The sequence below is a fragment of the Gelidibacter salicanalis genome, assembly GCF_007997285.1.
In the GTDB taxonomy this organism is placed as follows: Bacteria; Bacteroidota; Bacteroidia; order Flavobacteriales; family Flavobacteriaceae; genus Gelidibacter; species Gelidibacter salicanalis.
Window position 1 is genome coordinate 42,023 of record NZ_VORX01000006.1, and the last position, 26,088, is coordinate 68,110.

Here is a 26,088-nt window from a genome sequence, read left to right on the forward strand (position 1 = left end):
TATGGACTTGACACAAGGAACTTTCGAAGAGAAAAATAGCCGAGCAAAAAAGATGATGCTGTGGTTTGGGATTGTCTCCCTAATCATGTCTTTTGCCGGATGGACCAGTGCTTTTGTGGTGAGTAGCAGTAGGGAAGATTGGTTATCGGATTTTCAATTGCCAAACGCTTTTATTGTGAGCACAGTATTGGTCTTATTGAGTAGTGTGACCTTTATTTTAGCTAAAAAAGCACTCGAGAAAAATAATAGACAATTGACTACTATTTGGTTGTTTGCCACCTTAGGATTGGGCATTGGTTTTATTGCCAATCAGTTTTTAGGCTTTCAGGAAATCATTGATTTGGGGTATAATTTTACGGGTCCAACCAGTAATGTTACCATGTCTTACATCTATTTAATCGCTATGGTGCACATTGCCCACGTCATTGTAGGTCTGGTTTGCATTTTAGTGGTAATTTATAATCATTTTAAACAAAAGTATACTGCTGACCAAATGCTGGGTCTCGAACTGGCCGCTACTTTTTGGCATTTTATTGATATACTATGGGTATATCTCTTTTTATTTTTATATTTTGTAAGATAATTGCTGATTTTATTTGGTAACAATTAAGAGAAAACAGCAATAATCATTGCGTTTAGCGCCTCAAAATTTAATGAGGATGTTTCGTTAGATGAATAAATTGATTATTTTTGTGCAACTTTTTAAATTAATACAACTAATCACTACATATGGATACGACTGTCGTGAAAACTAGTGCCGAAAACAAGCGTTGGGGTGGAGGTACTGAACCGCTAAAAACTAGTTATGGCAAAATGATGATGTGGTTTTTTATCACATCAGATGCTTTAACCTTTGCAGGGTTCTTGGCTGCTTACGGATTCTCAAGATTTAAATTTGCAGATTCCTGGCCAATTGCGGATAACGTTTTTACTCACGTTCCGTTTATTCACGGTAACTATCCGATGATTTTTGTGGCTTTCATGACCTTTATTTTGATCATGTCTTCTGTAACTATGGTATTGGCAGTAGATGCTGGCCATCATATGAAGAAAGCCAAAGTAACCATCTATATGTTCTTAACCATTATTGGTGGTTTGGTCTTCTTAAGCTCTCAAGCTTACGAGTGGTCTACTTTTATTAAAGGGACTTACGGCGCGGTTGCTACTGAAGGAGGTAATATTTTGCACATTATGGATGCTGACGGCAATCAGGTAGCCTTAAAAGATTTTGCAATTGCACAAGGTTCAGATCGTGAACGTCATGAAAGTAGAACAGGACTTTGGTTTACCAGTGAAAGTACATTACCAAGTTATACATTTGAGGAGGTATTAGACGGGTTTAAAGCCAATCCTAATCTTGTTGTAAGAACAACTTATACTGGCGAAGATGGACATAAAACCACATTGTCTCGCAGTGAATCTCTTAGAGAGTTAGAAACAAAAGGAAAGAATGTTGTTGAAGGTGCCAACTTAAGACAAAATGAATATGGTGCGCCGTTATTCGCCAACTACTTCTTTTTTATCACAGGATTTCACGGATTCCACGTTTCTATTGGAATCATGTTAAATATCATCATCTTTTTTAACGTACTTATCGGAACCTACGAAAGAAGAGGATCCTATGAAATGGTAGAGAAAGTCGGATTGTATTGGCATTTTGTTGATTTAGTTTGGGTGTTTGTATTTACATTCTTCTACTTAGTATAACTTGAATAACTTATTTTAAACATGGCAGCAGACGCACATAAATTAGAAATATTTAGAGGATTAGTAAAGTTTAAATCCAATACCCAAAAAATCTGGGGCGTTTTAATCTTCTTATCCTTAGTGACAGCTATTGAAGTTGTTTTGGGGATCTTCAAACCTGAAATTTTAAATGTTCAAGTTTTAGGTATGAAAGCTTTAAACTGGATCTTCATCATCTTAACCATTGTAAAGGCGTATTATATTACTTGGGACTTTATGCACATGCGTGATGAATTGGCAAGTTTTAGACGTATGGTGGTTTGGACCGGAGTCTTTTTAATTTCCTATTTAATCTTCATTATTCTACAGGAAGGTGGCTATATAGAGAGTGTTTTTGCAAACGGATTTGTAAAGACAGATTTCTAAAAAATACCACGCTGTAAAACAGCAGGATATTAGTGTTAAACATACAGAAAAGGGCGGTTATTTGAACCGTCTTTTTTATTTTTGCACAACGGTACTTCAGGAGGAGTTTTTAGAAACAACATCTCACATTCAAGAACAAAAAATCATGCAAATCATCTCTAATGGATAAAAAACTTGTCATACGTTATGCAGTGCTTAGCATTCTGTTTTTTCTTCCCGTTGCATTCCTTTTGATGTTACTTCCGGCAAAACACAACTATAATGCCTTGGATATCGTTAAGGAGAACGTCCAAGACCTACAATCGGATAGTGACAATGCTTTAAAAGACCACATTACTGTGTTGGCCTTCTTTGGAAAAGATCCGCTTCAGAATATAATAGCCGCATCTAACTTAAAAGAACTGATCTACGACAAGTTTAAGGGGTTTAAGAAATTTCAGATCATTGCTGTAGTCTCACCTGAAGCAAAGGACAATCTCGATTTGCTTAAAAAGGAAATTGAATCACATGAAGATTTAAAGTACTGGCATTTTGTGTTTTTGTCTGATGACGCGACCAAATCTCTTTTTAATAGCTTAAAGACTGACCGACCTTTAAACAGTAATCTTTCTACCTCTCGAGTGTTTATTGTTGATATGGACTTAAACCAACGCGGTCGTTTAGATGACCGGACGGAGCGTGAAGTGGAAACAAAGGTGGCAGCCTATGATTTGACCTCTTACGATTGTATAGAAGTGGCCATACTGAAAAATAAAATGAGTGAAGATATGCGCGTGTTATTTACGGAATACAGAGAGAAGCGTAAAGGCAACTTTGATTCTACAACACGACGTGCTAACGATTTAAAAGGAGTTACAGATGAGCAAGAAGACTAATTATTCTTACGTAGGTGTATCATTTATTGTATTGTTATTTGGTATCTATTTTGTGCCTAAAATTATAGATCGCGTCAGCAATAAAGATGTGGTTAGAGATGAAAGTAGGACCGAGGATATCAATTTAAATCCTAAAAAGAAGCCTGGAAATCTTTCAGATTTGGCATTTATCGAACTTAATGGCGTGCGTAAGAAAGTCCCATCGTTTAGTTTTACAAACCAGAATGGCGAAACCATTACTAATAAAGATTATGAAGGTAAAGTGTATGTGTTAGAATTTTTCTTTACCACGTGCCCAACCATTTGTCCGAAAATGAATTTCAATATGTTGGAGCTTCAAAATACTTTTCCTAATGAAGATGATTTTGGGATTGCCTCGTTCACCATTGCCCCTAGTATTGATACCCCTGAAGTCTTAAAAGAGTATGCCAAAGAGCACGGTATATCAAACCCTAATTGGCATTTGATGACGGGTAACCAAGATGATATTTACAAATTGGCCAACGAAGGGTTTTATCTTTACACTGCGAAGGATGATAGCGTTGAAGGCGGATTTGAACACTCTGGCAATTTTGCCTTGATAGATAAAAACGGCTATATAAGATCACGTACCGATGCTTCCGGGATGCCGCTTATTTACTACAATGGGATGGTTTCTGAAGAAGAACAAACCGATGACGAAGGCATGGAACAACAAATCACCATGTTAAAGGAAGATATTGCTAAATTATTGAAAGAATAATGGAGACCCCGAATCTAGCTGCTGAAAAAAAATACAATAAGTGGATCATCATTTTATCTATCGTGATTCCATTAGTGGTTGCCGGCTTGTTCGGAGTCAACTTACGCGATATGGGCTATGATGTTGCCCCACTTACGTTCTTACCACCCATTTATGCCACAATCAACGCTCTTACGGCTGTACTATTGGTGATTGGCTTTGTGGCTATTAAAAATAAAAAAATTGCGCTTCATAAAAAATTGATGACTACTGCAATTGGCTGCTCGGTGTTGTTTTTGGTCATGTATGTAGCGTATCATATGACCAGTAATTCTACGTCTTATGGTGGGGAGGGTGTGATGAGAACGGTGTATTTCTTTATATTAATTACTCATATTATATTATCTATTATCATCATTCCTTTTGTTTTGATTACCTATGTGAGGGCGATTACCAACAATATTGAACGCCATAAAAAAATTGCCCGAATCACTTTCCCGTTATGGTTGTATGTTGCGATTTCAGGAGTTGTTGTTTATATTATGATTTCACCTTATTATGCTTAACATGAAGAAGAAAATTTTCTTAGTGCTCTTTACGCTGTTTACATTCGTCAATACAAATGCACAGTGTGCCATGTGTCGCGCGGTTTTAGAAAGTGAAGATGGACAATCTACTGCAAAAGGGGTAAATGACGGGATTGTTTACCTCATGGTCATTCCTTATTTATTGGTGGGCGGCATTGGACTTGCCATTTATATGAAGTACTTCCGCAAGAAAAAAGCATAAAATTTAAGTTACTTGTGTAACAATTTCTCTTTTTAATAGTCTAAATAGAGCACATTTAGTACAAGTCTTAACAATTTGTTAATAGAGTTAGCGTCTTGTTTTATGTAACATTGTACAATCAACCGTCTCTATATGATACAAATAAAAGATTTACACAAGTCCTATCACATGGGAAACAATTCACTTCATGTTTTAAAAGGAATTAATTTTGACGTGAAAGAAGGTGAATTGGTATCTATCATGGGATCTTCAGGATCAGGAAAATCGACCTTACTTAATATCTTGGGCATGTTGGACGAAGCTGATGAAGGATCTTACACCTTAGACACTGTTCCCATTAAAAATCTAAATGAGAAAATTGCCGCTAACTACCGCAATAAATTCCTCGGATTTATTTTTCAATCGTTTAATTTAATCAATTATAAATCGGCTTTAGATAATGTGGCGCTACCCTTATATTATCAGGGTGTAGCACGTAAAGAACGTGTAGAGCGTGCAATGCACTATCTCGATAAGGTAGGCTTAGCACCGTGGTCTCACCATTTGCCCAGTGAGTTGTCTGGTGGTCAAAAACAACGTGTTGCCATTGCCAGAGCTTTGGCAAGTGACCCTAAAGTATTATTGGCCGATGAACCTACCGGCGCTTTAGATACAAAAACGTCTTATGAAGTAATGGATCTCATTCAGGGGATTAATGACGAAGGCAAAACCATTTTAGTGGTTACCCATGAACATGATATTGCCCAAATGACCAAACGTATTGTCAATTTAAAAGACGGTGTTATTATTGACGATAGCTTTGTAGAACAAGTAAGAGCCTCTCAGTATGTTTGATATTGAACGGTGGCAAGAAATATTTGAAACCTTAAGTAAAAACAAGCTTCGTACGTTTTTAACGGGGTTATCTGTCGCCTCAGGGATTTTTATTTTAGTCATTCTTCTTGGCTTTAGTTCTGGAATTCAGAACGGGGTCACCTCTCAATTTGAAAAGGACGCCACCAACAGCATTTCCGTCTGGACAGGCGTCACCACCAAAGAATACAAGGGCTTAAACCCCGGACGACGCATTCAACTCAAAAATCAAGATTTTAATGATATTGTCACCAAGTACGACGACAATTTAGAATATAAATCGGCCTTCTATACCATTTGGGGCGGATTGGTCAATTATAAAAATGAATCCGGAAACTACAGGATTCAAGGCGTTATGCCAGATAATCAATTTATCGAAAATGCAGACATTCACCAAGGGCGGTTCATTAACCACTCAGATGTCGTAGGCAATAAAAAAGTTGCGGTTATTGGGAATAAATTGAGCGTCGATCTGTTTAAGGGCGACAACCCTATTGGCAAGGATATTTCGTTATATGGCATCAACTTCAAGGTCGTAGGCGTTTTTTTTGATCCAGGAGGTGAACGTGATGAGAGTAAGGTGATGATGCCTATTACCACGGCACAAAAGGCTTTTAATGGCGGTAATGATATTAGAAGCATGATGTATACCGTTAAAATGTCCGATAATTTTGATGAGGCCGTAAAACTTTCTGAACAAGTGTCTTTAGGTATTGAAAATGATATCAAAACCACCCACATTATTGCACCTGATGATATTAGTGCCATTCGCGTTAACAACACCTTGGAGGAAGCGCGTAAAATCTATTCCTTGGTAGACACCATTAAAGCCGTGTTCTGGTTTGTAGGCATCGGGACAATCATTGCCGGCGTGGTTGGCGTGGGCAATATTATGCTCATTATCGTTAAAGAACGTACGAAGGAAATCGGCATCAGAAAAGCATTGGGCGCAGAACCTATGTCTATTGTAGGCATGATTTTACAGGAATCTGTTTTCGTCACCATGTTTTCAGGACTCTTCGGGTTGGTGGCGGGATTAGCACTGCTCGAATTTGTAGGACCACTGATAGAAAGCGATTTTATAAAATATCCACAGGTAGATTTTAATACCGCATTATCCACCGTATTTGTGTTGGTTTTTGCTGGCGCCATTGCAGGATTTATTCCTGCCTACCGCGCGGCTAGAATCAAACCTATTGATGCACTAAGAGACGAATAATATGTTCAGTAAAGACCGTTGGGACGAGATATTAGAAGCATTGAACGCCAATAAGTTTAGAACTTTGTTGACCGCATTTGGTGTGTTCTGGGGCATTACAATTTTAGTGCTGTTGTTAGCCCTAACCAATGGCCTTAAGAATGGCGTTACTGCAGGCTTTGGTAATTTTGCTACCAACTCTATGTTCGTCTGGACACAACAAACTTCTAAACCCTATAAAGGGTTGCCTAAAGGACGCCGTTTCAACTTTAAGTTGGACGATGTTACGGCCTTAAAAAATGATTTTCCACAACTTAAATATGTTTCTCCCCGTAATCAATTGGGCGGTTATAGTGGGGCAAACAATGTCATCCGTGGGACTAAAACAGGGGCGTTTCAAGTGAATGGTGATTATCCTGAGTTTATCATGCAACAACCTATGGACATCCTTCAGGGACGTTTTGTGAGTTATTCTGATATCGACGCCAATCGGAAAGTTTGCGTGATTGGTACGGGTGTAGTCAACGGACTTTATGATAAGGGGGAAGACGCTTTAGGGACATATATTAAAATTAATGGCGTTAACTTTATGGTGATTGGTACGTTTAAGGTGAGCAATAGCCAAGGCGATAAGGAAGAAGATGCGAACACTATTTTTGTGCCTTTTACCGCCTTTGGACAAGCTTTCAATTTTGCAGATAATGTGGGTTGGCTTGCATTGACTGCTCATGATGGTACGAGTATCACGACCATCAAACCCCAAATTATGGAAACTTTAAAAAGTCGACGTAAAGTGCACCCGGACGATGAACGTGCTATTGGAAATTTCGATTTGTCTGAAGCCTTCGGGCGGGTTAACGGTTTGTTCGCCATCCTCGGATTTGTGGGCTATTTTGTAGGCGCACTTGTATTGATGTCCGGTATAATTGGAATCAGTAACATCATGTTAATCGTGGTGAAGGAGCGCACTAAAGAAATCGGGGTACGACGCGCCTTAGGGGCCTCTCCTTGGACCATCAAATCACAAATATTACAAGAAAGTTTGATTCTGACTATTTTATCGGGAATGGTAGGAATTACTTTTGCTGCCGGAATCATTTGGGCTTTTAATTATGCCCTGGATGCCAATGGCCCTGTAGAAAATTTTGCCAATCCGAGTGTGAGTATGTCTGTCGTCATTGTTGCATTGGTTATTCTTGTGGTATCCGGATTGTTAGCAGGATTGATACCTGCCAATAGCGCGACAAAAATGAAACCTGTAGATGCTTTAAGAATTGATTAATTACTAACATAACGTCCTAGTCACCTTGACCATTATAAAATAATAAATTTTATTAAAGGAACCACCTTACAGTACATTAGTACTCATAAACCATAGGATTGGAGGTACAACATTTGTCCATTAAAAAACAATAATAATCATCAAATGAACCACCGATTGCGTATTGTCTTATTTGTATACAACTATCTGCTAGGTGCACCATTTGTCCAATAAAAAACAATAATAACTATCAAATGAAAAGAACAAAAACAGTCATCATTTTAGTGTTAATCGTTGCTTTGTTCGCAACGGCCTTAATCTATTTGTATTTAAAGAATCAAGAAGATCCAGTCACTTACACCACCGATTCTCCTATTGAGCAGACTATTGTCGTAAAAACGGTAGCCACAGGAAATATTGTCCCAAAAGATGAAGTCCTCATTAAATCGAATATTTCTGGGGTCATTGAAGAAGTTTTTATTGAAGCAGGGGAATATGTAAAGTCGGGCGATTTAATTGCTCAGATTCGTGTCATCCCAAATGTGTCCTCCTTAACCAGCGCAAAAAATAATATTTCGTCCAACCAAACAGCATTGCAGACGGCAAAAATTAATCTGCAAACCCAGCAAACTAATTACGACCGTCAAAAAGCCTTGTTCGATAAAGGCGTCATTTCTTCCAATGAATTTGAGAGCATCCAAAATACTTTTCTTCAAACGAAACAAAGTGTACAACAGGCGGAAATCAACTTAAATTCTTCCCGTCAAAATTATGATATCGTTAAAACTGGTACCACTTCAGGATTGGGTAATATTGCCCAAACGCAGGTAAGAGCTACGGTTTCTGGGATGGTGTTAGATGTTCCCGTAAAAGCGGGGAACCAAGTTATTGAAGCCAACAACTTTAATGAAGGCACTTCAATTGCTTCTTTGGCAGATGTGAAGAAGATGATTTTTGAAGGCAAAGTGGACGAAAGTGAAGTGGGTAAAATTAAAGAAGGATTACCGCTTGAGATTACTGTGGGTGCTATCGAAAATGTCAAATTTGACGCAGTATTAGATTATATCGCCCCTAAAGGTATTGCTGAAAATGGCGCCATTCAATTTGAAATTAAGGGCACCTTGCAATCGATTGATTCTACATTTATCCGAGCTGGCTTAAGCGCCAACGCGTCCATTATTTTGGAGAGGGCTGAAAACGTTTTGGCCATTAAGGAAGCTCTGGTACAATATGATCCTAAAACAAAAAAACCATTTGTGGAAGTGATGGTAGGCGATCAAAAATTTGAGCGTCGGGATTTGGAGCTGGGAATCAGTGATGGTATTTTTGTTCAGGTAAAGAATGGCATCAGCAAATCCGATAAAATCAAGGTTTGGAACCAAGTTCAAGGCATTCCAGATTACGCACAACAGAAATAATTCGTATTTAAGTGTAACACTTTAATTGATACATAGACCTATAAATTAATTATGAAAAAATCAATACTTATCGTTTTTGCTCTTGTAGCAATCACATCTCAGGCACAAGTAAAGAAATGGACACTTAAAGAATGTGTGGCATATGCGTTGGAAAACAATATTTCTGTAAAGCAAAGCCAACTGGATTTAAAGTTGACAGATATTGAAAATCTACAGGCAGTTGGTAATTTTTTGCCAGACGTTAGCATGAGTGCGAATGCATCAGAAAATACCGGATTGAGTTTTAACCCGGTAACCAACAATGCGCAAACCACCACATTTTTCTCGGCATCAGGGCGTTTAAATGTTGGCTATACCATATTTAACGGTCTGCGTAATTTTAGGGAAGTGCAACGTGCTAAAATATCAAAAATGTCAGCCCAATATAGATTGACTAAAATGGAGGATGATATTTCATTATTCGTAGCCAACAACTATTTGCAAGTTATTTTGAATAAGGCAAATCTGGAGGTTTTGACTTCACAAAACACAGTGACTAATGATCAAATGCAAAGAACGCAGGACCTAGTTGATGCAGGGGTTTTACCCCAAGGTGATCTTTTGGAAATCAGAGCTACGGATGCTGGTGAAAAACAAGCCATCGTAAATGCTGAAAATGCCGTGCAAGTGTCGTTGATTAGCTTGGCACAATTATTATTGATTAAAGATTATCAGAATTTTGATATTGAAGATGAAGGGTACGATATTGTAGATGAGGGTATTTCGGACAAGGATGTTTACGAAATTATTGGAAGTGCAAAAGAAAACAGAGCAGAGATCAAAATTGCCGAAAAAAGTGTAGACTTGGCAGAGAAAGATGTTCAAATTGCGAAAAGTGCCAATTATCCGACACTTTCAGCATTTTTTGGTTATGATACAAGATACACGGATGCCGCTTCGTTCATCAATACAATTGACCCTAACAATCCTATTGTGACTAGAGAGATTGGTGTGGTGCAGGAAACTGGACAATCGGTTATTGGAGAATTTCCCAACTCTGTACCCATGCTTGTGGGAGCAGATCCATTTGTAGACCAGTTGTACCAAAATGATGGTATTTCATACGGTCTGTCCTTGAACATTCCAATTTTGAATGGATTTTCTACCAAAGGAAATATCCAAAGAAGTAAAATTAATTTAGAGCGTACACAGAATCAGTTAGAACAGGCACAATTAGATTTAGAATCGACTGTATACCAAGCTTATGTTGATGTTAAAGGCGCTTTAAAATCTTACGAAGCGGCCCAATCAGCTTTAGAATCTCAGGAGTTGGCTTATGATTACGCAAAAGAACGTTACGACGTTGGCCTGACCAATGCTTTCGATTTCAGTCAATCGAAAGTCCGATTTGACAATAGTAAAATTGAGTTGAACCGCGCTAAATATGATTATATTTTCAAATTAAAAGTGCTTGAACTTTACTTTGGAATACCTGCCTTGGAATTAAAATTTTAATTCGAAAGAAATCACTACAAAACAACACACACCTTAATTATAAACTAACCATTATGAGCAAGAAAAAAATAATAATTATCATAGCCACAGTCGTCGTGCTGATCTTGGTATTGATTGTAGGAAAAAAAGCAGGATGGTTTGGCAAAACAGGAAACTTTAAAGAGGTTGAAATACAACAAGTAGCCTTGATGGACATTGTAGAAAAAGTTTCTGCTACAGGTAAAATCCAACCGGAAGTTGAGGTCAAAATTTCTAGTGAGGTTTCTGGCGAAATTATTGACCTTCCGTTTAAAGAAGGACAGCAAGTTAAGAAAGGTGAATTATTGGTACGCGTCAACCCTGATTTAATTCAATCCGCAGTGAACAGAAGTCAAGCCACCTATCAAAATATCAAATCAGGTTTAGAGCAGGCTGAAGCCTCATTAAGGGAAGCTAAATCTAATTACGATCGTAACAAACAGCTTTTTGAAAAAGGAATCATCTCTAAATCCGAATGGGATAAAGCGGTATCTGGCTATGAAATTGCACAAGCTAGTAGACAATCCGCCTATTACAATGTGCAAAGTGCTGGTGCTTCAGTTAGTGAAGCGCGAGACAATTTAAACAGAACGACGATTTACGCACCCATGAGTGGTACCATTTCTAAATTAGATGTAGAATTGGGCGAACGTGTTGTAGGAACCCAGCAAATGGCGGGTACTGAAATTTTAAGGGTGGCCAATTTAAACAATATGGAAGTTGAAATTGATGTCAACGAAAATGATATTGTTAAGGTTCAGATAGGCGACTCAGCCATTGTGGAGGTGGATGCGTATCTTAAAAAAGAATTTAAAGGCATTGTCACTGCAATTGCCAATTCGGCAGCAGGAGCGCTTACAGCAGATCAGGTGACTAACTTTAAAGTGAAAGTTAGAATCATTGAAGAGTCTTATGAAGATTTGATGGAAGGAAAAGGTGAAAACTATTCGCCATTCCGACCGGGAATGACTGCTACTGTTGATATTATTACCAAACGACGTAAGAATGTGGTGAGTGTGCCCATTAGTGCAATTGTCATAAAAACGGATACGTCATCTGTAAAGAAAACCGCAATCAAAACAGAAGACGGTGAAGAAGGCATTGTAATGTCTCAAAGTGGTGAGAAATTTGAATGCGTTTTCGTGAAAGTAAATGATGAGGCTAGGCTGAGAGTTGTAAAAACAGGTATTCAGGACGATTCTAACATTGAAATCTTATCCGGATTAAAAAAGGATGACGTCATAATTGTGGGGCCTTACAATGTGGTGAGTAAAACCTTGAATTCTGGCGATAAAATTGAAGTAAAGAATGAACCAGCGGCTATTGAGAAATAGTCCATAAAATAGTTTCTAATGTCTTATATACTCAATATTGAAACCGCAACAACCAATTGTTCTGTCTCTCTTTCTAAGGAAGGAGAGATTTTGGTTTTAAAGGAAGATTATAATTCCAATTATTCCCATGCCGAATCCTTACATCTTTTTATGGATGCTGTACTGAAGGAGGCCAATTTAAAACCAGAAGATCTTAATGCCATTGCGGTGAGTAGGGGCCCGGGTTCTTATACGGGGTTGCGGATTGGGGTGTCTTCAGCAAAAGGGCTCTGCTTTTCTTTAGACAAACCGTTGATTGCTGTAGATACGTTAGAGTCATTGTCCCATCAGCTGAATATTGAAGAGGGCTGTATCGTCCCCATGCTCGATGCACGTCGGATGGAGGTATACGCGGCGGTGTATGATAAAGATCACCAACAAATCAGACCTATTGAAGCGGAAATAGTAGATGCCAACAGTTTTAAAACGTTTTTAGAAGCAGGGAAAGTTTATTTTATTGGCAATGGTGTGGAGAAAACTAAACAGATTATTACGCATCCCAATGCCTTGTTTATTGAGAATAAGCTACCTTCCGCTAACGAAATGGGCAAACTGGCCACTATAAAGTACAAAAAAAGCGACATTGAAAATGTCGCCTATTTTGAGCCTTTTTATTTAAAGGATTTTATTGGTACTAAAGCAAAGTCTTAACCTTCTTTATGAATTTCCACCTGGTGTGGGTAAGGGATATCGATACCTGCAGCATCCAATGCTTCTTTAGTGCTTTCCATCAAGTCATAATACGTACTCCAATAGTCAGCATTTTTAACCCATGGCCTAACGTTAAAATTAAGTGAACTGTCTGCAAGTGCTGACAACCTCACTAACGGAGCGGGTTCTTTTAAAACTGCAGGATGTGAAGTTAATTGATGCATCAAAATTTCTTTAGTTTTTTTGATATCTGAGTCATAGCCTACCCCAAATACTAAATCAACCCGGCGCAATTCCATAGTAGAATAATTGACGATATTGTCATTTGAGAGTTTTCCATTTGGGATGATGATTTCTTTATTGTCTGGAGTGGTTAATTTCGTCGTAAAAATCTGAATTTCCTTTACAGAACCAGCTTCACCCTGCGCTTCAATAAAATCGCCCACTCTATAGGGTTTAAAGATCATAAGCAATACGCCACCAGCAAAGTTGGCCAATGAGCCCTGCAGCGCTAAACCGATAGCTAAACCTGCAGCGGCCAAAATTGCAGCAAAAGATGTGGTTCCTATGCCAAAAATTCCCAAGACCACAATTATTAAAATTATTTTAAGAGCCCAGTTAATGAGGTTCAAAAGAAATTTCTGAAGACTTACTTCGTAGTTGCCACGCTGCATTGTTTTACTTGCGCCTTTCATGATCATCTTAATCACCCATGAGCCTACAATCCAAATCACAATAGCCCCTAATAATTTTGGGCCATATATAATTATGAGTTCAAAACCTCTGTCAATCCAATGCTGTAATTCCATGTAATCGTTTTTATGGTTAAAATGCAAAGTTATCATTTATCAAAAGGAATAAAAAATTTCGCGAGGCTTTATGGAGCATTTGAGGAAGCAAAACCCAGTGTTTTAGTAGATTCTAAAGAAAAACGATCAGATTTGTAGCAAAAAAAATAGCGCTTAAAAAGCGCTATTTTAGAAAAAGGTCTCTATCGAAATTAGTTCACTTCGAAAGTGATTTTTAAGTTTACTCTAAACTCCGTAACCTCGTCATTTTTAACGATGGCACTTTGTTCCTTTACATAAACAGATTTAATGTTTTTAACGGTTTTAGAAGCGTGTTTGACGGCTTTCTTGGTAGCGTCTTCCCAGCTATCATTTGAATTTGATAAAATTTCAACTACTTTTAATACTGACATTTTTATAGATTTTTTAATTAATAATTTACTACTTGCTTAAAGATAAGCATAATAAATTAAATTACCCATTGATGGCTTCAACAGTCAGTTCTTTATCCTTCAACATTTCCTTGAGCATGTTCTCAATACCATTCTTTAAAGTGTAGGTAGAAGACGGGCAACCGCTACAGGCGCCTTGCAAAATAACTTTCACTGTTTTAGTATCGGGATCATAGGACTGGAATTCAATATTACCGCCATCATTGGCTACTGCAGGCTTTACATACTCTTCAAGAATGATGATAATCTCTTTTGAAATATCATCGTAATCTTCAAATTCTGCTGTGGCATCTGCTTCTGACTGTTTTGTTGCTTTTGGAGCATTAGCGGCTATGATATCCTTACCGCTTTCAATATAGTTTTTTAAGAAATCTCTTAATTCCGTAGTGATTTCACTCCAGTCCGCGTTATCGTGCTTGGTAATGGAGATGAAATTCTCATCAAAGAACACACTTTTTACAAAGGGTAAATGAAACAATTCAGTAGCTAAAGGCGAATGTTTGGCTTCTTCAAGAGTGACAAATTCGTAAGAAGTAGGAACCAATTTTTTGTTCACCACAAATTTCATGGCCGTAGGGTTGGGCGTGCTTTCCGCATAAACGGTTGTTGGTGTATGCTTAGGTGTGGAAGATTCGGTGACCACCTGTTTGCCTGCATTGATATAATTTGCAATCTGCTCAGCAACTTCTTCTTGTACATCTGCCCATTCTACAATGTCAAATCGCTCTAAGGCAACAAAGTTTCCTGAGATATAGACTTTTTTGATAAAGGGTAGGTAGAACAATTCTTGGGCTAAGGGCGATGCCTTTGCTTCGTCAATATTATTAAATTCGAAGCTTTCGTGATTGGTTAAAAACTTGTCAGCTTCAAATTTCAGTATGGTTGGGTTACTTGTAGTCTGTATTGAAATTGTGATCGTTTCCATAGGTTCATTTCTTTATGCAAAAATATGAAAACTAAAGGGTAAAAGAGATTTTTTGAGGCGACTTAATGCACACTGTTAGTGGATGCCCTTAGGATGACATCTAACCAGATGCTTTTGCCCTAATCGGAACGCGGAAATTACGGAATTTGTAATAACTCATCTGTCAATATGAGTTCAATTTTAATTGTTTATCTTGTTCTATCTAATTAGTTAGCGATTTTAAGGCTGGAAGATCTCAAGCTCATTTATCGATGTAATGAATATTTTTCGGACGAATGGTAATGCGAGCGTAAAAATTTATATATTTGACGGGTATATAAATTTGCGAGAGTGATTGGCATACGAGAAAATTGAATGGTACGAGTAGTGATAGAAATTACTATATTTTAGATACCTCAAGACACTAACAACCTATGATGTTTAAAAAAATTTGTGTAATAATACTTATAGTGTTTGCTGCACAGCTTAGTACTGCGCAAGAAGGATTACCTATATATTCTGATTATTTAACTGACAATTATTATTTGATACATCCTTCAATGGCTGGTGTTGCTAACTGTGCAAAGATACGTTTGACCGCTCGTAAGCAATGGTTTGGTCAAGATAATGCGCCTGCATTGCAAACGATGAGCATCAATAGTAGAATTGGCGAAACGCAGTCCGCCGTAGGTGCTATTGTTTATAACGATAAAAACGGCTATCATAGCCAAACCGCGGCGTATTTAACTTATGCACACCACTTAATGTTTTCTCGTAATGAGATTGATTTGAATATGCTGTCCTTCGGATTGAGCGCTGGGGCAATTCAATACAAGTTGGATGAATCTACATTTTTAAGTGATGGCTATGATCCCATTATCTCTGGAGTTGAACAGAGTGCTACAAATTTTAATATCGATTTTGGCTTTTCCTACCATTTCATAAATTTTTATGCGCACGCCACCGTCAAAAATGTGTTGAACAATGATGGGATAAACGTTAACGAAAGAGGCATTTATAAATTTGATAATCTGCGGACTTTATTGTTTAGTGCAGGAAATGTATTTAATAAATTGGGAAGTGACTGGAGTTATGAGCCTTCTATTTTGTTTTTGTATAGAGATGGTACCAAAGAATCTTCTATTGATTTAAACGCAAAAGTGTATAAGGAGATGGAATTTGGCAAGTTATGGGGAGGCATGTCTTACCGGAGAAGTCTGGACGGTGCCGAATTTAATAATGGAGCGGGGGTAAGCAGTCAGAAATTGCAATATATCACGCCGTTTGTAGGTGTAGATTATAAAAACTTTGTATTTGCCTATACTTATTCTTATCAAGCCAACTCTGTAGTTTTCAATAACGGTGGCTTCCACCAATTGACTCTTGGTTATAATTTCGGTTGCCGCAAGCGTAAATATGAGTGTGCATGTCCGGCAATTAATTAATCATTCAGAAAAGATAGCCTACTTTAGCCAATCAATTTCATAAAAATTAAATCTGAGATCATGCCTATCATAAAATCTGTAAACGGAAAACACCCACAAATTGCGAACGACTGTTACATTGCTGAAAATGCCACTATTGTAGGCGATGTGACCATTGGACTTCAATGCAGCGTGTGGTTTAATGCCGTAATTAGGGGCGATGTGCATTATATAAAAATTGGCGACAAGGTCAACATTCAAGATGGAGCTGTGATCCATGCCACCTATCAAAAATCGCCCACCACGATTGGAAATAACGTATCCATAGGTCATAATGCGATTGTACATGGCTGTACCATTCAGGAGAATGTGTTGATTGGCATGGGAAGTATCGTAATGGACGACTGTGTTATAGAAAGCAATAGTATTATTGCTGCAGGCGCTGTGGTTACGAAGAATACAAGAGTTGAATCTGGCAGTATCTATGCGGGGGTTCCGGCCAAGAAAGTGAAGGATATTAGCGAAGAACTCATTTCTGGTGAAATCCATCGCATTGCTGAAAATTATGTCACGTATTCCAGTTGGTTTAAAGACGATTAAAAAATCGTCTTCCTAATCATTCTCAAGCTAGTCCAATTTCTTTAAAATTTGACCTTTTCAATGGCATAAGAACCATTTAAAATAGCTTCTAAAACGGTTGTAGTGCCATTGGTGTAAAATACATTCTTAATTGTTGCGGTCTGGTTATTTAAAAGATCATGACGCTCCAAAACTGCACGCGTCTGTCGCGCGACCGCCTGCCCAGAATCGATAATTTTGACGTGATCTGGTAGCATCTCTAATAATAAAGGCATCAAATAGGGGAAATGGGTGCAACCCAAAACCAAGTAATCTATATTTGCATCAAGCATTGGTTTGAGGTATATACGCAGTAAATGGCGCATGGCCTCACTGTGCGTTTTGCCCTCTTCTATAAGGGCTACAATGCCTTCGCCTACTTGTTCGATAACCTTGATGTGCTGACTGTACAAATCAGCGCTTTTATGGAACAATTCACTGCTCAGCGTCCCTTTGGTAGCTAAGATGCCGATAGCCTTTGTTTGGGTGCTTAAAGCGGCAGGCTTAATGGCGGGTTCAATGCCTACAAAAGGAATATCATAGCGCTCCCGTAATTCCTTAATCGCATTTGTGGTAGCAGTATTGCAAGCCACGACAATTATCTTGCATTGTTTCGCCAGTAAATATTCGGTGTTTTTAATGCTTAGCGCAAGGATTTCGGCTTTGGATTTATTGCCGTAGGGCGCATTAAAACTATCGGCGAGATATAAGGTATGCTCAAAAGGAAGCAAAACCTTTATTTCCTTAAAAATAGAGGTGCCGCCAATACCAGAATCGAATATGCCAATAGGTTGGGAACTCATAGTACAAAAATAGAAAAGCCGCTTAAATAAGCGGCTTTCTTTGTGATATAATGTTGAATTGAAAAGGTCTTAGAATCCTAATTCCTTTTTAACGTCAGCCATAAGGTCTTTCCCGTCAGCTAAAAGAACGCCTGATCCTTGAGTTGAATCCAACACATATTGAAAACCTTGAGCTTTTGCTACTTTTTTAATAGCTGCTTCTGCTTTATCAGTAATTGGTTTCAATAAATCAAATTCTTTCTTTTGAAGATCTTGTTGTGCAGTACCTTGGTACTCACGAATGCTTTGTTGCATCCCTTGAACTTCTTGAGATCTTTTAGCATTTTCTTCATCCGTCTTGCTTTCAACTTCAGCTTGGTATTGCTTCATTTTATTTTGAAGCTCTGTAGCCATCGTTTGAATTTCAGTTTCGTATGTTTTTTGTAATTTTTCTAATTCTGCTTGGGCACTCTTCATTGCTGGCATCGCTTTAATAAGCTCTTGCGTATTAACATGGGCAATTTTACTTTGAGCATTAGTAAAGGATGTTGCTCCAATAAAAAGTAGTCCGGCAAATAAAAGGGTCTTGAAATGTTTCATTTTTAAAATAGTATTACGTGTTATAATTATTAATTGTTTTTACTTATTATTTTACAGGAATTGAATCCTTTTGATTTGATTTGGCTTCTCGCTCTTGTTTAGCTTTTTTGCGATCTTCCAATATTTTTTTTCTTCGGTCATCAAGCTCTTTTTGTCGGGCTTCACGATTTGATTGCTGCTCTTGCTTCTTTTCTTCTGCAATTTCAGCTGCCGTTTTTTTGGCGTTGTTATCTCTTTTTACAGAAGTGCTATCCTGAGGATTATTTCTGTTTTCTCTTTCAGCTCTCTCTTTGGCGCGGTCATCCAGTATTTTTTGACGTCTTGCCTCTACAGCCGACTTCAAAGAATCTCGGGTGGCTTGTTGTTCAGCTCTTCGTTGTTCAATATCTGTCAAACGTTGGGCTCTCTTATCGTCCAAAGCTTTTTCACGCGCTTCGACTGCTTCGTTATAATCAGGCACGATTTCTTCTTCTGAAGCGGCTTTGCGTTCTGCCTTATTCGTGGCTTGGGTTCGCTTGGAAGATCTAGTAATACTTCTCAAGACCAACTCACTGATATCAAATCGCTCTGCAGAATATAACATGACCACATCTGCTGACTTGTCAAAGATAAAATCATAATCCCTACTGCTGGCAATTTCTTGTACTGCAGCAAATATCTGATCTTGTATCGGCTGAATCAGCTGTTGTTTCTGAATCATCAAATCGCCGTTAGGGCCAAATCGCTTCTGTTGATAGTCTAAGATTTCCTTTTCTTCAAAACGGATATCTTCAAACCGTTCTTCAAATAATTCCTTGGTCAAAAGTACGCGCTCATTGTTGAGTTGTGATTTTTTCTGATCCAATTCTGCCAAGCGTAAATCAACTTCAGACTTCCACTGTATGACCTTAGTGTCTAATTGCGCTGTAGCGTCTTGATATTCTGGAACGTTCTGTAAAATATATTCGGTGTCAATATAACCTATTCTTACCCCACGTTGGGCATTTGAAGAAACGCTCAAAAGACTAAAAACTGCCAATAAAAAAAGAACTTTATGTTTCATCCGGTTATAGTTTATCATTTACGAGTCAGGCTATAATTTCTAAAACGACAGATTAACGTAACGATTCTGCCTGATCAGCGTATTAGTTTTCAAATTAACGAAATATATTCTAAAAAATTTTAACGCTGGGATTAAATCGTTAATGTGTAGTTAGAAAATATCGTGCCAAACTTAAAACTGCTGTCCGATAATAAAGTGGGTTTCCCAACCATTCTTAGCATTCTGTCCAGGTAATGGATCAAAACCATGACCAAAATCGATACCTAAGAGACCGAATGCAGGCATGAAAATTCGTAAACCAATACCCGCTGAACGTTTCAGATTGAAAGGATTATAATCTTTAAAATTGTCAAATGAATTACCACCTTCCATAAATCCGAGGGCGAAAATTTTAGCTTGCCCACCTAGGGTGATTGGGTAACGTAATTCCAATGAAAATTTATTATAAATAGTTCCTCCATCCTGAGAGGAAAGCGATTGATTTGGATATCCTCTCATGGCAATAGACTCTCTACCATCTAAAGAATAGTTTCCTAACCCGTCACCACCAACAAAGAAACGTTCAAAAGGGATAACGCCTCTGTCATTGTTATAAGCACCTAAAAAGCCAAATTCCATACTCGATTTGAGGATCAATTTATTGGCGACCACATTGGTATACCAATCTCCTTTAAATTTTACTTTATAAAATTCCAACCATTTGTAACGCTCTTGGTCAATTTCTCCCATACGCGCCAAATCATCAGGATTAGATGGGTTTAGTCCAGCTCTCTCGTCTTTCAATGCCGTATAATCCACATCATTGAGAAGGGAGTAAGGTAAAGACATCTTAGCGGTAACGCCAAAGTTAGAACCACCCGTAGGGTAAATTGGATCTGTACGAGTATCATTTCTACTCAATCCAATAGTATAGGACAGGTTGTTTGAATACCCATTACCAAAGGTAAAAAGACCCGTGTTGTAGTTTTGTAAATCGTAATGCTGAAAACTTACGGCCTGAGATAAGGTAAAGTAATCATCAGGAACAGTTAAACGCTTGGCAAGACCAACTGTAACACCGGTAATATTAAAACGCTTACTTTTATCAGCATCTCTCGTTATAGGATTATATAAAAACTGTTTGGTATGGGATAATGACGTTGAGAATTGAATGGGACGTTCGCCACCTAGCCAAGGCTCCGTAAATGAGAAACTATAGGTTTGATAAAAACGAGAGGCCTGTAAACGTAAGGCTAAACTTTGGCCATCTCCAGTTGGTACTGGTTTATAAGCATCTTTTTTAAAAATGTCCTTGATTGCAAAATTGTTAAAAGACAGTCCTAGTGTTCCGATAAAGCCACCGCCACCATAACCTCCTTGCAATTCAATTTGGCTTGATCCTTTTTCAACAACTTCATACTCCATGTCTAAGGTACCGTCATTAGGATTGGCATTTTTAAAGTTAGGACTTAGTTGCTGAGCATCAAAAAATCCTAATTGACCTAGTTCCCTTACCGTTCTTACCACTGCCGTTTTGCTATACAATTGTCCTGGGCGTGTTCTTAACTCTCTGTAAATAACCCGGTCATTGGTTTTGTCATTTCCAACTACGGTGATATTGTTAAAGTAGGCTGGTTTACCTTCAGAAATACGGATCTCCATATCGATCACGTTACCATCGGCACTTACTTCAACCGGATTGATGGTTGAAAACAAATAACCACTATCCTGATAGAGGTTGGTAATGTCTTGCGCATCTGGTCTTGAGTTGTCAGCAATACGCTTTTTAAGTTCAACACCATTATAAGTATCTCCTTCTTTTAGGCCCAGCATCACCCCCAATTGTTGGTCGGTAAAAATTGTATTTCCTACGAAGGCAATTTTACCAAACGTATATTTTTCTCCCTCTTCAACATTTACGTTTATAGATATGGTGCCGTCTTGGTTGCTGTAAATAGATTCAGAAAGGATACGGGCGTCTCTATAACCATTCTCTTTATAGGCATCAACAACACTCACTAAATCTTCTTTATAACTTGCCTTAACATATTTTGAACGCTTCAGGAATCTCAAGAAATTTTTCTCCTTGGTATTCTTCATAGCTTTTTTAAGCTTTTTATCGCTCAGTTTTTCATTGCCCACAAAATTGATGTCCTGAACCTTTACTTTAGTGTTTTTCTCGATGTTCACCACCATATTAACCCTGCTTTTCTCGATAGAATCAGTTACGGGAGTGGTGGCAACGGTAACCTTCGTGTTATAATAGCCTTCTTTTGTGTATTTGTTAGTCAGGTAGTTTTGAGTTGTTGTGATGAGATTTTCAGTAACCTTAACACCTTTATTAAGTTTGTTGTCCTTAATTAGAGCTTCTTTTTTTCCTTTTTTAACCCCGTTGATGACCACGACATTAAGTTCAGGTAAATCTTGTAGACTAATTTCCAGATAGGCTTGGTCGTCTATTGTTTTGGTAAGATAAATGTCAATATTGCTAAACAGGTTAGAACCCCATAGCTTTTTGAGCGCTTCACTAATACGCTCCCCTGGAATGGCGATGACTTCGCCTTTTCTCAGACCTGAATAGGTGACGATTGTTGCTTCGCTAAAGTTGGTATCGCCAGTAACGACAATTTCCGCGATTGTATATTTTTTACCTGAATTGTATTGGTTTTCTTGTGCTGTAGCAGCTACTGAAAATATAAGTAAAAAGGCACTGAAAAAGGTATTAAATATTGTCTTCAAAAGCGTGTTATTAGCTGAGTTGTTCACTTGTTTTTCCAAATCGTCGTTCTCTATTTTGATAGTCTACCAAGGCAGTGTATAAGTCATGCTTTTTAAAATCAGGCCATAAAATATGGGTGAAATATAATTCGGCATAGGCAATTTGCCATAACAAGAAATTACTGATTCTTTGTTCTCCACTGGTCCTGATGAGCAAGTCTACATCTGGCAAATTTTGCGTGTAAAGATGCTTATTAATAATGGATTCGTCAATAGAATCGGGTGAAATTATATTATTTTTAACTTTATCAGATATTTTTTTAACCATGTTAATAAGCTCCTCGCGGGAACCGTAACTAAGCGCTAAGGTTAATACCATTTTGTTGTTGGTTTTTGTTTTTTCAATGACCTCTAGAAGTTCTTCTTTTGCTTTTTTGGGCAAATCGTCCAAGCATCCTATGGCATTTAGTCTGATATTGTTCTCTTGAAGAGTCTTGATTTCCTTTTTGAGGGATTTGACCAAAAGTTTCATCAGCGTCTGAACTTCAATCTTGGGACGGTTCCAGTTTTCTGTAGAAAAAGCGTACAAAGTCAGGTGTTTTATACCAATTTCAGCACTGGCTTCCACTACTTCCCGTACAGATTTGGTGCCGTTTTCATGGCCAATAACGCGCAAGAAACCTTGTTGTTTAGCCCATCGGCCATTGCCGTCCATAATTATGGCGAGATGGTTGGGAAGGCGGTCAGTATGTATTTGTTTTTTTAAATCCACTTAATTAAAGCAATAGCATGGTTTTTCACCAAAGGTGTAAGTTAAGGTAAACCCAGAAAATACATACCAATCATTGCTATTTAAATTTCCAAAAGCATATGTTTTTCTTCTAGAAGGGGTGTCAGGAAAGCTTCCATCAAGATTATCGGAAAAAGTATAGCGTACGCCAATCTCTGCACCTATTATTAAGCCTTCAACAGTGGTGGTTTTAACACCTAAAACCATCGGAATCCCTAAGGCCCAGCTGTAAGTGTTTTCTGGTAACTGTTCATTGGTATTAGGATCAATGTAAAAGTTTTTATGTCGCGCAGCAGCAATTCCGCTATATAGGTAAGGTGTAAATTGTTTTCCGGATTTATGGGTGTCAAAATCCCAAAATGTAAATTCCATACCAGTAGAAAATTCCATTAAATTATTTCTAAATGCATAGCCCCGGGCAATTCGTCTCGGGTCGTCAGAAAGTACATCCTTTGCTTCAAGTTCTGTAATCATTAACGAGGCGCGGAAGGAATGGCGGGGGCTTCGGTTCCATTTGACTAAAATTCCTCCGGCAGGTCTCACGGGAGATATGTATTTAGTAGAGCCAACATCACCAATATAATTACTGTTGCCCAAAAAAAATCCAACTTCATAAATCTGAGCTTGGACGTTTGGGGCAATGTAAATACTAATTAAGAATAAAATGATATACCTCATAAAATTTTAAAAGTTTGCAAATATAATAAATAAGATTAGCCAATACCAATTTGAGTCAAATAGTATTCAGATAAACAGTATTTACGAGGTTTTATTGTTTAATTGCGTTTATCTTCTCCCCATAGTAGTTTTTTTCTTAAGGTGTCGATAAAGCTTTCACTTGGGAGTTCGATCATCTTTATTTTGAAGTGCGCTTTTTTTATGGTAACAATAGTAGAATTGTGTAAGGTGGCAATGCGGGAATCTAAAGAAATTAAGTAGAAATCTTCACGACCGTCTACCTTTAATTGAATTTCTGTATCATCTGGAATGACCAACGGTCTGGCGCTTAAATTATGAGGAGCAATAGGGGTGATGACAAAATTCTTGGCTTCAGGAGTAATGACCGGGCCGCCACAGCTCAATGAATATCCTGTAGAACCTGTAGGTGTGGACACAATTAAACCGTCCGCCCAATAGGTCGTTAAGTACTCGCCATTTAAGTGGGTATTTACCGTAATCATAGAAGTCGTGTTCTTTCTACTGACCGCAATTTCATTTAGGGCAAAATTAAGTTGGGTGAGATCTTTGTTCTTAGGTTCGGTTTCAATACTGAGCAGGCTGCGTTCCGAAATTTTATAATCCCCTTTAAAAATACTGTCTAAAGCACTTTCAATTTGGTTGTTCTGTATGGTCGCTAAAAACCCCAAACGCCCTGTATTGATCCCGATAATCGGGATAGACCGATCGCTGACATAGGTAATGGCTCTTAAAATAGTCCCGTCGCCTCCAATACTAATGAGCAAGTCAAAACTATCATCTAAGGTTTGAAAGGTTTCAAATTCCTTAAAGTTGGTCTTAAGATCTAAATGTTCATCAATTAGTCTGTAAAACTGATCTTCAATATAAACTTGGGCATCTTTGAGCGCCAGATAATTTAAAAGCACCCCTGCGGATGCTTCATTGCCTTTATAATATTGACTAAATATTGCGATTTTCATGTATTACATATTAAGGTATTTGTTCAAATAGTCTGAACGTTCCTTTAAATTTTCAATATAGGTATCCTCTTCATGTCCAGAAATAACGTTATAACTGTACCTCCTAAAGGTTTGTATGACATCGTTCAGCCCTGAATCTCCAATTTTAAGGGTCACCTGTACCACATCGCCTTCCATTTTAGAGATAAAGGCGCCTAATATTTTAGCGTCGTTTGATTCTACAATCTGACTAATTTCACTGAATGAATAGTCCTGAATACCCTTTTCGATAATTAAAGTACCGCCCGGTTCAGCAAAAAATGGCGTTTCGTTAAATCGGCCAATAATGTCATTCAATTCATAATAGCCTAAATACGTATTCTGATGGTCTAAAACGGGCATGATGTTACAGGAATGTTGTGCAAAAGTCTCGAGAACGTCGAGCCAATTTGTATCTGACCTCACAAAAAAGCCTTCTAAAACATGGTTGCAGTCGGCAATGGTTTCTTTGCCATCAAAACAATGTACGTCTGTTTCTGATATACAGCCCAAATACACCCCATCATTTTCAATAGGAATATGGGAATAGGTCAATTCATTAAACATCATTTTAAGGTCACTGACCTTATCATTTATATTTAAGGGCTTAATGTCATTGATGATGTATTCTCTTAACGGCATGATCTAGCATTTTGTTCTTGCAAAATAATTAAAAATAACTACAAATTGCATCATCTACTTCGTATTTTTGTTCAATAAAACAAAAGCTATGACAAAGTTGAGCGTGAATATTAACAAGATTGCTACCCTAAGAAATTCGCGGGGTGGGGATGTTCCAAATGTGGTTCAATTTGCAAGAGATATTCAAAAGTTTGGTGCCCAAGGGGTCACCATCCATCCAAGGCCGGATGAACGTCATATCCGCTATCAGGATGTGTATGATTTAAAGCCGGAAGTTTATACAGAATACAATATTGAGGGCAATCCCATCCGTCAATTTATTGACATGGTTTTGGAAGTCAAACCTACTCAGGTCACTTTAGTGCCAGACGCTGAGGATGCAATTACATCAAATGCAGGTTGGGACACTATAAAGCACAAAGATTTTTTGGTAGATGTGATTAAGGAGTTTAAACAAAATGGCATCCGAACCTCAATTTTTGTAGATCCACAATTAAAACAAGTAGAAGGTGCCAAAGCGACAGGTGCTGACAGAATTGAACTATATACGGAAGCGTTTGCCCATAATTATGGCTTGGGTAATAAAATGTCTATCAAACCCTATACAGAATGTGCCGTCTTGGCAAATGTCTTGGGCTTGGGTATCAACGCCGGTCACGATTTGTCTCTAGATAATATTAAATATTTTAAACAAAACATTCCTGACTTATTGGAAGTCTCCATCGGACATGCTTTAATCTCAGAGAGTTTGTATCTTGGCATTGAAAATGTCATCAATATGTATTTGAGACAGCTGAAGTAGGTAAGCGGTTTTCAGTTGGCAGTTTTCAGTTGGCAGTATTCAGTGAGCAGTTTTCAGTGAGCAGTTTTCAATTGGCAGTTTTCAGTTGGCAGTTTTCAGTTGGCAGTTG

General features: G+C 38.0%; 28 protein-coding genes. 17 read left to right on the forward strand and 11 right to left on the reverse strand.

Annotation, left to right across the window (positions count from 1 at the left end; all coding sequences use genetic code 11):
* Position 1 precedes the first annotated feature (1 nt).
* The 14 genes from ES711_RS12405 to tsaB all read left to right on the forward strand — a co-directional run bounded on the left by ES711_RS12405 (position 2) and on the right by tsaB (position 12,762).
* Entirely contained in the window at positions 2-583 is a 582-nt protein-coding gene (locus tag ES711_RS12405; RefSeq protein WP_146893623.1) for a cytochrome c oxidase subunit 3, read from the forward strand.
* Positions 584-729: 146 nt separating this feature from the next.
* Positions 730-1,707 (forward strand): cytochrome c oxidase subunit 3, encoded by a 978-nt coding sequence (locus ES711_RS12410; RefSeq protein ID WP_146893624.1) that lies wholly within the window; start codon positions 730-732, stop codon positions 1,705-1,707.
* 21 nt (positions 1,708-1,728) lie between these two features.
* The gene (locus ES711_RS12415; RefSeq protein WP_146893625.1) at positions 1,729-2,112 is read left to right on the forward strand and encodes a cytochrome C oxidase subunit IV family protein; all 384 of its coding nucleotides are present in this window, start codon (positions 1,729-1,731) and stop codon (positions 2,110-2,112) included.
* A 161-nt stretch (positions 2,113-2,273) separates the two neighbouring features.
* Complete coding sequence (locus tag ES711_RS12420; RefSeq protein WP_146893626.1) at positions 2,274-2,987, forward strand: hypothetical protein; 714 nt, start codon at positions 2,274-2,276, stop codon at positions 2,985-2,987.
* Positions 2,971-3,729 (forward strand): SCO family protein, encoded by a 759-nt coding sequence (locus ES711_RS12425; RefSeq protein WP_146893627.1) that lies wholly within the window; start codon positions 2,971-2,973, stop codon positions 3,727-3,729. Before ES711_RS12420 ends, ES711_RS12425 begins: the two co-directional genes overlap by 17 nt.
* Positions 3,729-4,274 carry a DUF420 domain-containing protein gene (locus tag ES711_RS12430; RefSeq protein WP_146893628.1) on the forward strand — a complete coding sequence of 182 codons (546 nt, stop codon included), beginning with the start codon at positions 3,729-3,731 and terminating at the stop codon, positions 4,272-4,274. The genes ES711_RS12425 and ES711_RS12430 overlap by 1 nt, the downstream gene beginning before the upstream one ends.
* A 1-nt stretch (position 4,275) precedes the next feature.
* Entirely contained in the window at positions 4,276-4,497 is a 222-nt protein-coding gene (locus ES711_RS12435; RefSeq protein WP_146893629.1) for a hypothetical protein, read from the forward strand.
* Positions 4,498-4,629: 132 nt separating this feature from the next.
* The gene (locus ES711_RS12440; RefSeq protein ID WP_146893630.1) at positions 4,630-5,331 is read left to right on the forward strand and encodes an ABC transporter ATP-binding protein; all 702 of its coding nucleotides are present in this window, start codon (positions 4,630-4,632) and stop codon (positions 5,329-5,331) included.
* A complete protein-coding gene (locus ES711_RS12445; protein WP_146893631.1) occupies positions 5,324-6,568 on the forward strand; it encodes an ABC transporter permease in 1,245 nt (414 codons plus the stop codon). Before ES711_RS12440 ends, ES711_RS12445 begins: the two co-directional genes overlap by 8 nt.
* Position 6,569: 1 nt before the next feature.
* Complete coding sequence (locus ES711_RS12450; RefSeq protein WP_146893632.1) at positions 6,570-7,829, forward strand: ABC transporter permease; 1,260 nt, start codon at positions 6,570-6,572, stop codon at positions 7,827-7,829.
* Between the two features lie 233 nt (positions 7,830-8,062).
* The gene (locus ES711_RS12455) at positions 8,063-9,226 is read left to right on the forward strand and encodes an efflux RND transporter periplasmic adaptor subunit (protein WP_146893633.1); all 1,164 of its coding nucleotides are present in this window, start codon (positions 8,063-8,065) and stop codon (positions 9,224-9,226) included.
* 51 nt (positions 9,227-9,277) lie between these two features.
* Positions 9,278-10,720 (forward strand): TolC family protein, encoded by a 1,443-nt coding sequence (locus ES711_RS12460; RefSeq protein WP_146893634.1) that lies wholly within the window; start codon positions 9,278-9,280, stop codon positions 10,718-10,720.
* Positions 10,721-10,773: 53 nt separating this feature from the next.
* Positions 10,774-12,072: an efflux RND transporter periplasmic adaptor subunit gene (locus ES711_RS12465; protein ID WP_146893635.1), complete on the forward strand. Its 1,299-nt coding sequence runs from the start codon at positions 10,774-10,776 to the stop codon at positions 12,070-12,072.
* An 18-nt stretch (positions 12,073-12,090) separates the two neighbouring features.
* Entirely contained in the window at positions 12,091-12,762 is a 672-nt protein-coding gene (tsaB, locus tag ES711_RS12470; protein WP_146893636.1) for a tRNA (adenosine(37)-N6)-threonylcarbamoyltransferase complex dimerization subunit type 1 TsaB, read from the forward strand.
* On the opposite strand, the gene ES711_RS12475 is transcribed toward tsaB, so the two are convergent.
* The 3 genes from ES711_RS12475 to ES711_RS12485 form a co-directional block, all read right to left on the reverse strand.
* Entirely contained in the window at positions 12,759-13,571 is an 813-nt protein-coding gene (locus ES711_RS12475) for a mechanosensitive ion channel family protein (protein ID WP_146893637.1), read from the reverse strand. The genes tsaB and ES711_RS12475 overlap by 4 nt on opposite strands.
* A 191-nt stretch (positions 13,572-13,762) precedes the next feature.
* Positions 13,763-13,963 carry a dodecin family protein gene (locus ES711_RS12480; RefSeq protein WP_146893638.1) on the reverse strand — a complete coding sequence of 67 codons (201 nt, stop codon included), beginning with the start codon at positions 13,961-13,963 and terminating at the stop codon, positions 13,763-13,765.
* Between the two features lie 61 nt (positions 13,964-14,024).
* Positions 14,025-14,927 carry a NifU family protein gene (locus ES711_RS12485; RefSeq protein WP_146893639.1) on the reverse strand — a complete coding sequence of 301 codons (903 nt, stop codon included), beginning with the start codon at positions 14,925-14,927 and terminating at the stop codon, positions 14,025-14,027.
* A gap of 413 nt (positions 14,928-15,340) precedes the next feature.
* Here ES711_RS12485 and ES711_RS12490 point away from each other — a divergent pair, with 413 nt between their 5' ends.
* Together ES711_RS12490 and ES711_RS12495 are read left to right on the forward strand one after the other, a co-directional pair.
* Positions 15,341-16,351, forward strand: coding sequence for a PorP/SprF family type IX secretion system membrane protein (locus tag ES711_RS12490; protein ID WP_146893640.1), 1,011 nt, complete (start codon positions 15,341-15,343; stop codon positions 16,349-16,351).
* 60 nt (positions 16,352-16,411) lie between these two features.
* Entirely contained in the window at positions 16,412-16,930 is a 519-nt protein-coding gene (locus ES711_RS12495; protein WP_146893641.1) for a gamma carbonic anhydrase family protein, read from the forward strand.
* A 41-nt stretch (positions 16,931-16,971) separates the two neighbouring features.
* Here the strand turns inward: ES711_RS12495 and murI are convergent, their stop codons facing one another.
* The 8 genes from murI to ES711_RS12535 form a co-directional block, all read right to left on the reverse strand.
* Positions 16,972-17,751: a glutamate racemase gene (gene murI / locus ES711_RS12500; protein ID WP_146893642.1), complete on the reverse strand. Its 780-nt coding sequence runs from the start codon at positions 17,749-17,751 to the stop codon at positions 16,972-16,974.
* A gap of 69 nt (positions 17,752-17,820) precedes the next feature.
* The gene (locus ES711_RS12505; protein ID WP_146893643.1) at positions 17,821-18,330 is read right to left on the reverse strand and encodes an OmpH family outer membrane protein; all 510 of its coding nucleotides are present in this window, start codon (positions 18,328-18,330) and stop codon (positions 17,821-17,823) included.
* 46 nt (positions 18,331-18,376) lie between these two features.
* Positions 18,377-19,372, reverse strand: a complete 996-nt coding sequence (locus tag ES711_RS12510; protein ID WP_146893644.1) for an OmpH family outer membrane protein — start codon at positions 19,370-19,372, stop codon at positions 18,377-18,379.
* A gap of 171 nt (positions 19,373-19,543) precedes the next feature.
* A complete protein-coding gene (locus ES711_RS12515) occupies positions 19,544-22,090 on the reverse strand; it encodes a BamA/OMP85 family outer membrane protein (protein ID WP_394344890.1) in 2,547 nt (848 codons plus the stop codon).
* Between the two features lie 10 nt (positions 22,091-22,100).
* Positions 22,101-22,784, reverse strand: a complete 684-nt coding sequence (locus ES711_RS12520) for an isoprenyl transferase (protein ID WP_394344891.1) — start codon at positions 22,782-22,784, stop codon at positions 22,101-22,103.
* Positions 22,785-22,841: 57 nt separating this feature from the next.
* Entirely contained in the window at positions 22,842-23,537 is a 696-nt protein-coding gene (porG, locus tag ES711_RS12525) for a type IX secretion system protein PorG (RefSeq protein WP_146893647.1), read from the reverse strand.
* Positions 23,538-23,635: 98 nt separating this feature from the next.
* Entirely contained in the window at positions 23,636-24,517 is an 882-nt protein-coding gene (locus ES711_RS12530; RefSeq protein WP_146893648.1) for an NAD kinase, read from the reverse strand.
* Positions 24,518-24,520: 3 nt separating this feature from the next.
* The gene (locus ES711_RS12535) at positions 24,521-25,177 is read right to left on the reverse strand and encodes a CBS domain-containing protein (RefSeq protein WP_146893649.1); all 657 of its coding nucleotides are present in this window, start codon (positions 25,175-25,177) and stop codon (positions 24,521-24,523) included.
* A gap of 88 nt (positions 25,178-25,265) precedes the next feature.
* Between ES711_RS12535 and ES711_RS12540 the strand changes: the two genes are divergently transcribed.
* Positions 25,266-25,979, forward strand: coding sequence for a pyridoxine 5'-phosphate synthase (locus ES711_RS12540; RefSeq protein ID WP_146893650.1), 714 nt, complete (start codon positions 25,266-25,268; stop codon positions 25,977-25,979).
* Positions 25,980-26,088 lie beyond the last annotated feature (109 nt).

Excerpts from the sequence above, each read along its gene's own strand:
- ES711_RS12475 (WP_146893637.1), bottom strand. The coding sequence starts at position 13,571 with ATGGAATTACAGCATTGGATTGACAGAGGTTTTGAACTCATAATTATA.
- ES711_RS12445 (WP_146893631.1), top strand. The coding sequence starts at position 5,324 with ATGTTTGATATTGAACGGTGGCAAGAAATATTTGAAACCTTAAGTAAA.
- ES711_RS12415 (WP_146893625.1), top strand. The coding sequence starts at position 1,729 with ATGGCAGCAGACGCACATAAATTAGAAATATTTAGAGGATTAGTAAAG.
- ES711_RS12510 (WP_146893644.1), bottom strand. The coding sequence starts at position 19,372 with ATGAAACATAAAGTTCTTTTTTTATTGGCAGTTTTTAGTCTTTTGAGC.
- ES711_RS12450 (WP_146893632.1), top strand. The coding sequence starts at position 6,570 with ATGTTCAGTAAAGACCGTTGGGACGAGATATTAGAAGCATTGAACGCC.
- ES711_RS12535 (WP_146893649.1), bottom strand. The coding sequence starts at position 25,177 with ATGCCGTTAAGAGAATACATCATCAATGACATTAAGCCCTTAAATATA.
- ES711_RS12505 (WP_146893643.1), bottom strand. The coding sequence starts at position 18,330 with ATGAAACATTTCAAGACCCTTTTATTTGCCGGACTACTTTTTATTGGA.
- ES711_RS12465 (WP_146893635.1), top strand. The coding sequence starts at position 10,774 with ATGAGCAAGAAAAAAATAATAATTATCATAGCCACAGTCGTCGTGCTG.
- ES711_RS12440 (WP_146893630.1), top strand. The coding sequence starts at position 4,630 with ATGATACAAATAAAAGATTTACACAAGTCCTATCACATGGGAAACAAT.
- tsaB (WP_146893636.1), top strand. The coding sequence starts at position 12,091 with ATGTCTTATATACTCAATATTGAAACCGCAACAACCAATTGTTCTGTC.
- ES711_RS12420 (WP_146893626.1), top strand. The coding sequence starts at position 2,274 with ATGGATAAAAAACTTGTCATACGTTATGCAGTGCTTAGCATTCTGTTT.
- ES711_RS12405 (WP_146893623.1), top strand. The coding sequence starts at position 2 with ATGGACTTGACACAAGGAACTTTCGAAGAGAAAAATAGCCGAGCAAAA.
- ES711_RS12530 (WP_146893648.1), bottom strand. The coding sequence starts at position 24,517 with ATGAAAATCGCAATATTTAGTCAATATTATAAAGGCAATGAAGCATCC.
- ES711_RS12540 (WP_146893650.1), top strand. The coding sequence starts at position 25,266 with ATGACAAAGTTGAGCGTGAATATTAACAAGATTGCTACCCTAAGAAAT.
- ES711_RS12410 (WP_146893624.1), top strand. The coding sequence starts at position 730 with ATGGATACGACTGTCGTGAAAACTAGTGCCGAAAACAAGCGTTGGGGT.
- ES711_RS12495 (WP_146893641.1), top strand. The coding sequence starts at position 16,412 with ATGCCTATCATAAAATCTGTAAACGGAAAACACCCACAAATTGCGAAC.
- ES711_RS12435 (WP_146893629.1), top strand. The coding sequence starts at position 4,276 with ATGAAGAAGAAAATTTTCTTAGTGCTCTTTACGCTGTTTACATTCGTC.
- ES711_RS12520 (WP_394344891.1), bottom strand. The coding sequence starts at position 22,784 with ATGGACGGCAATGGCCGATGGGCTAAACAACAAGGTTTCTTGCGCGTT.
- ES711_RS12455 (WP_146893633.1), top strand. The coding sequence starts at position 8,063 with ATGAAAAGAACAAAAACAGTCATCATTTTAGTGTTAATCGTTGCTTTG.
- ES711_RS12430 (WP_146893628.1), top strand. The coding sequence starts at position 3,729 with ATGGAGACCCCGAATCTAGCTGCTGAAAAAAAATACAATAAGTGGATC.
- ES711_RS12425 (WP_146893627.1), top strand. The coding sequence starts at position 2,971 with ATGAGCAAGAAGACTAATTATTCTTACGTAGGTGTATCATTTATTGTA.
- porG (WP_146893647.1), bottom strand. The coding sequence starts at position 23,537 with ATGAGGTATATCATTTTATTCTTAATTAGTATTTACATTGCCCCAAAC.
- ES711_RS12490 (WP_146893640.1), top strand. The coding sequence starts at position 15,341 with ATGATGTTTAAAAAAATTTGTGTAATAATACTTATAGTGTTTGCTGCA.
- murI (WP_146893642.1), bottom strand. The coding sequence starts at position 17,751 with ATGAGTTCCCAACCTATTGGCATATTCGATTCTGGTATTGGCGGCACC.
- ES711_RS12460 (WP_146893634.1), top strand. The coding sequence starts at position 9,278 with ATGAAAAAATCAATACTTATCGTTTTTGCTCTTGTAGCAATCACATCT.
- ES711_RS12480 (WP_146893638.1), bottom strand. The coding sequence starts at position 13,963 with ATGTCAGTATTAAAAGTAGTTGAAATTTTATCAAATTCAAATGATAGC.
- ES711_RS12485 (WP_146893639.1), bottom strand. The coding sequence starts at position 14,927 with ATGGAAACGATCACAATTTCAATACAGACTACAAGTAACCCAACCATA.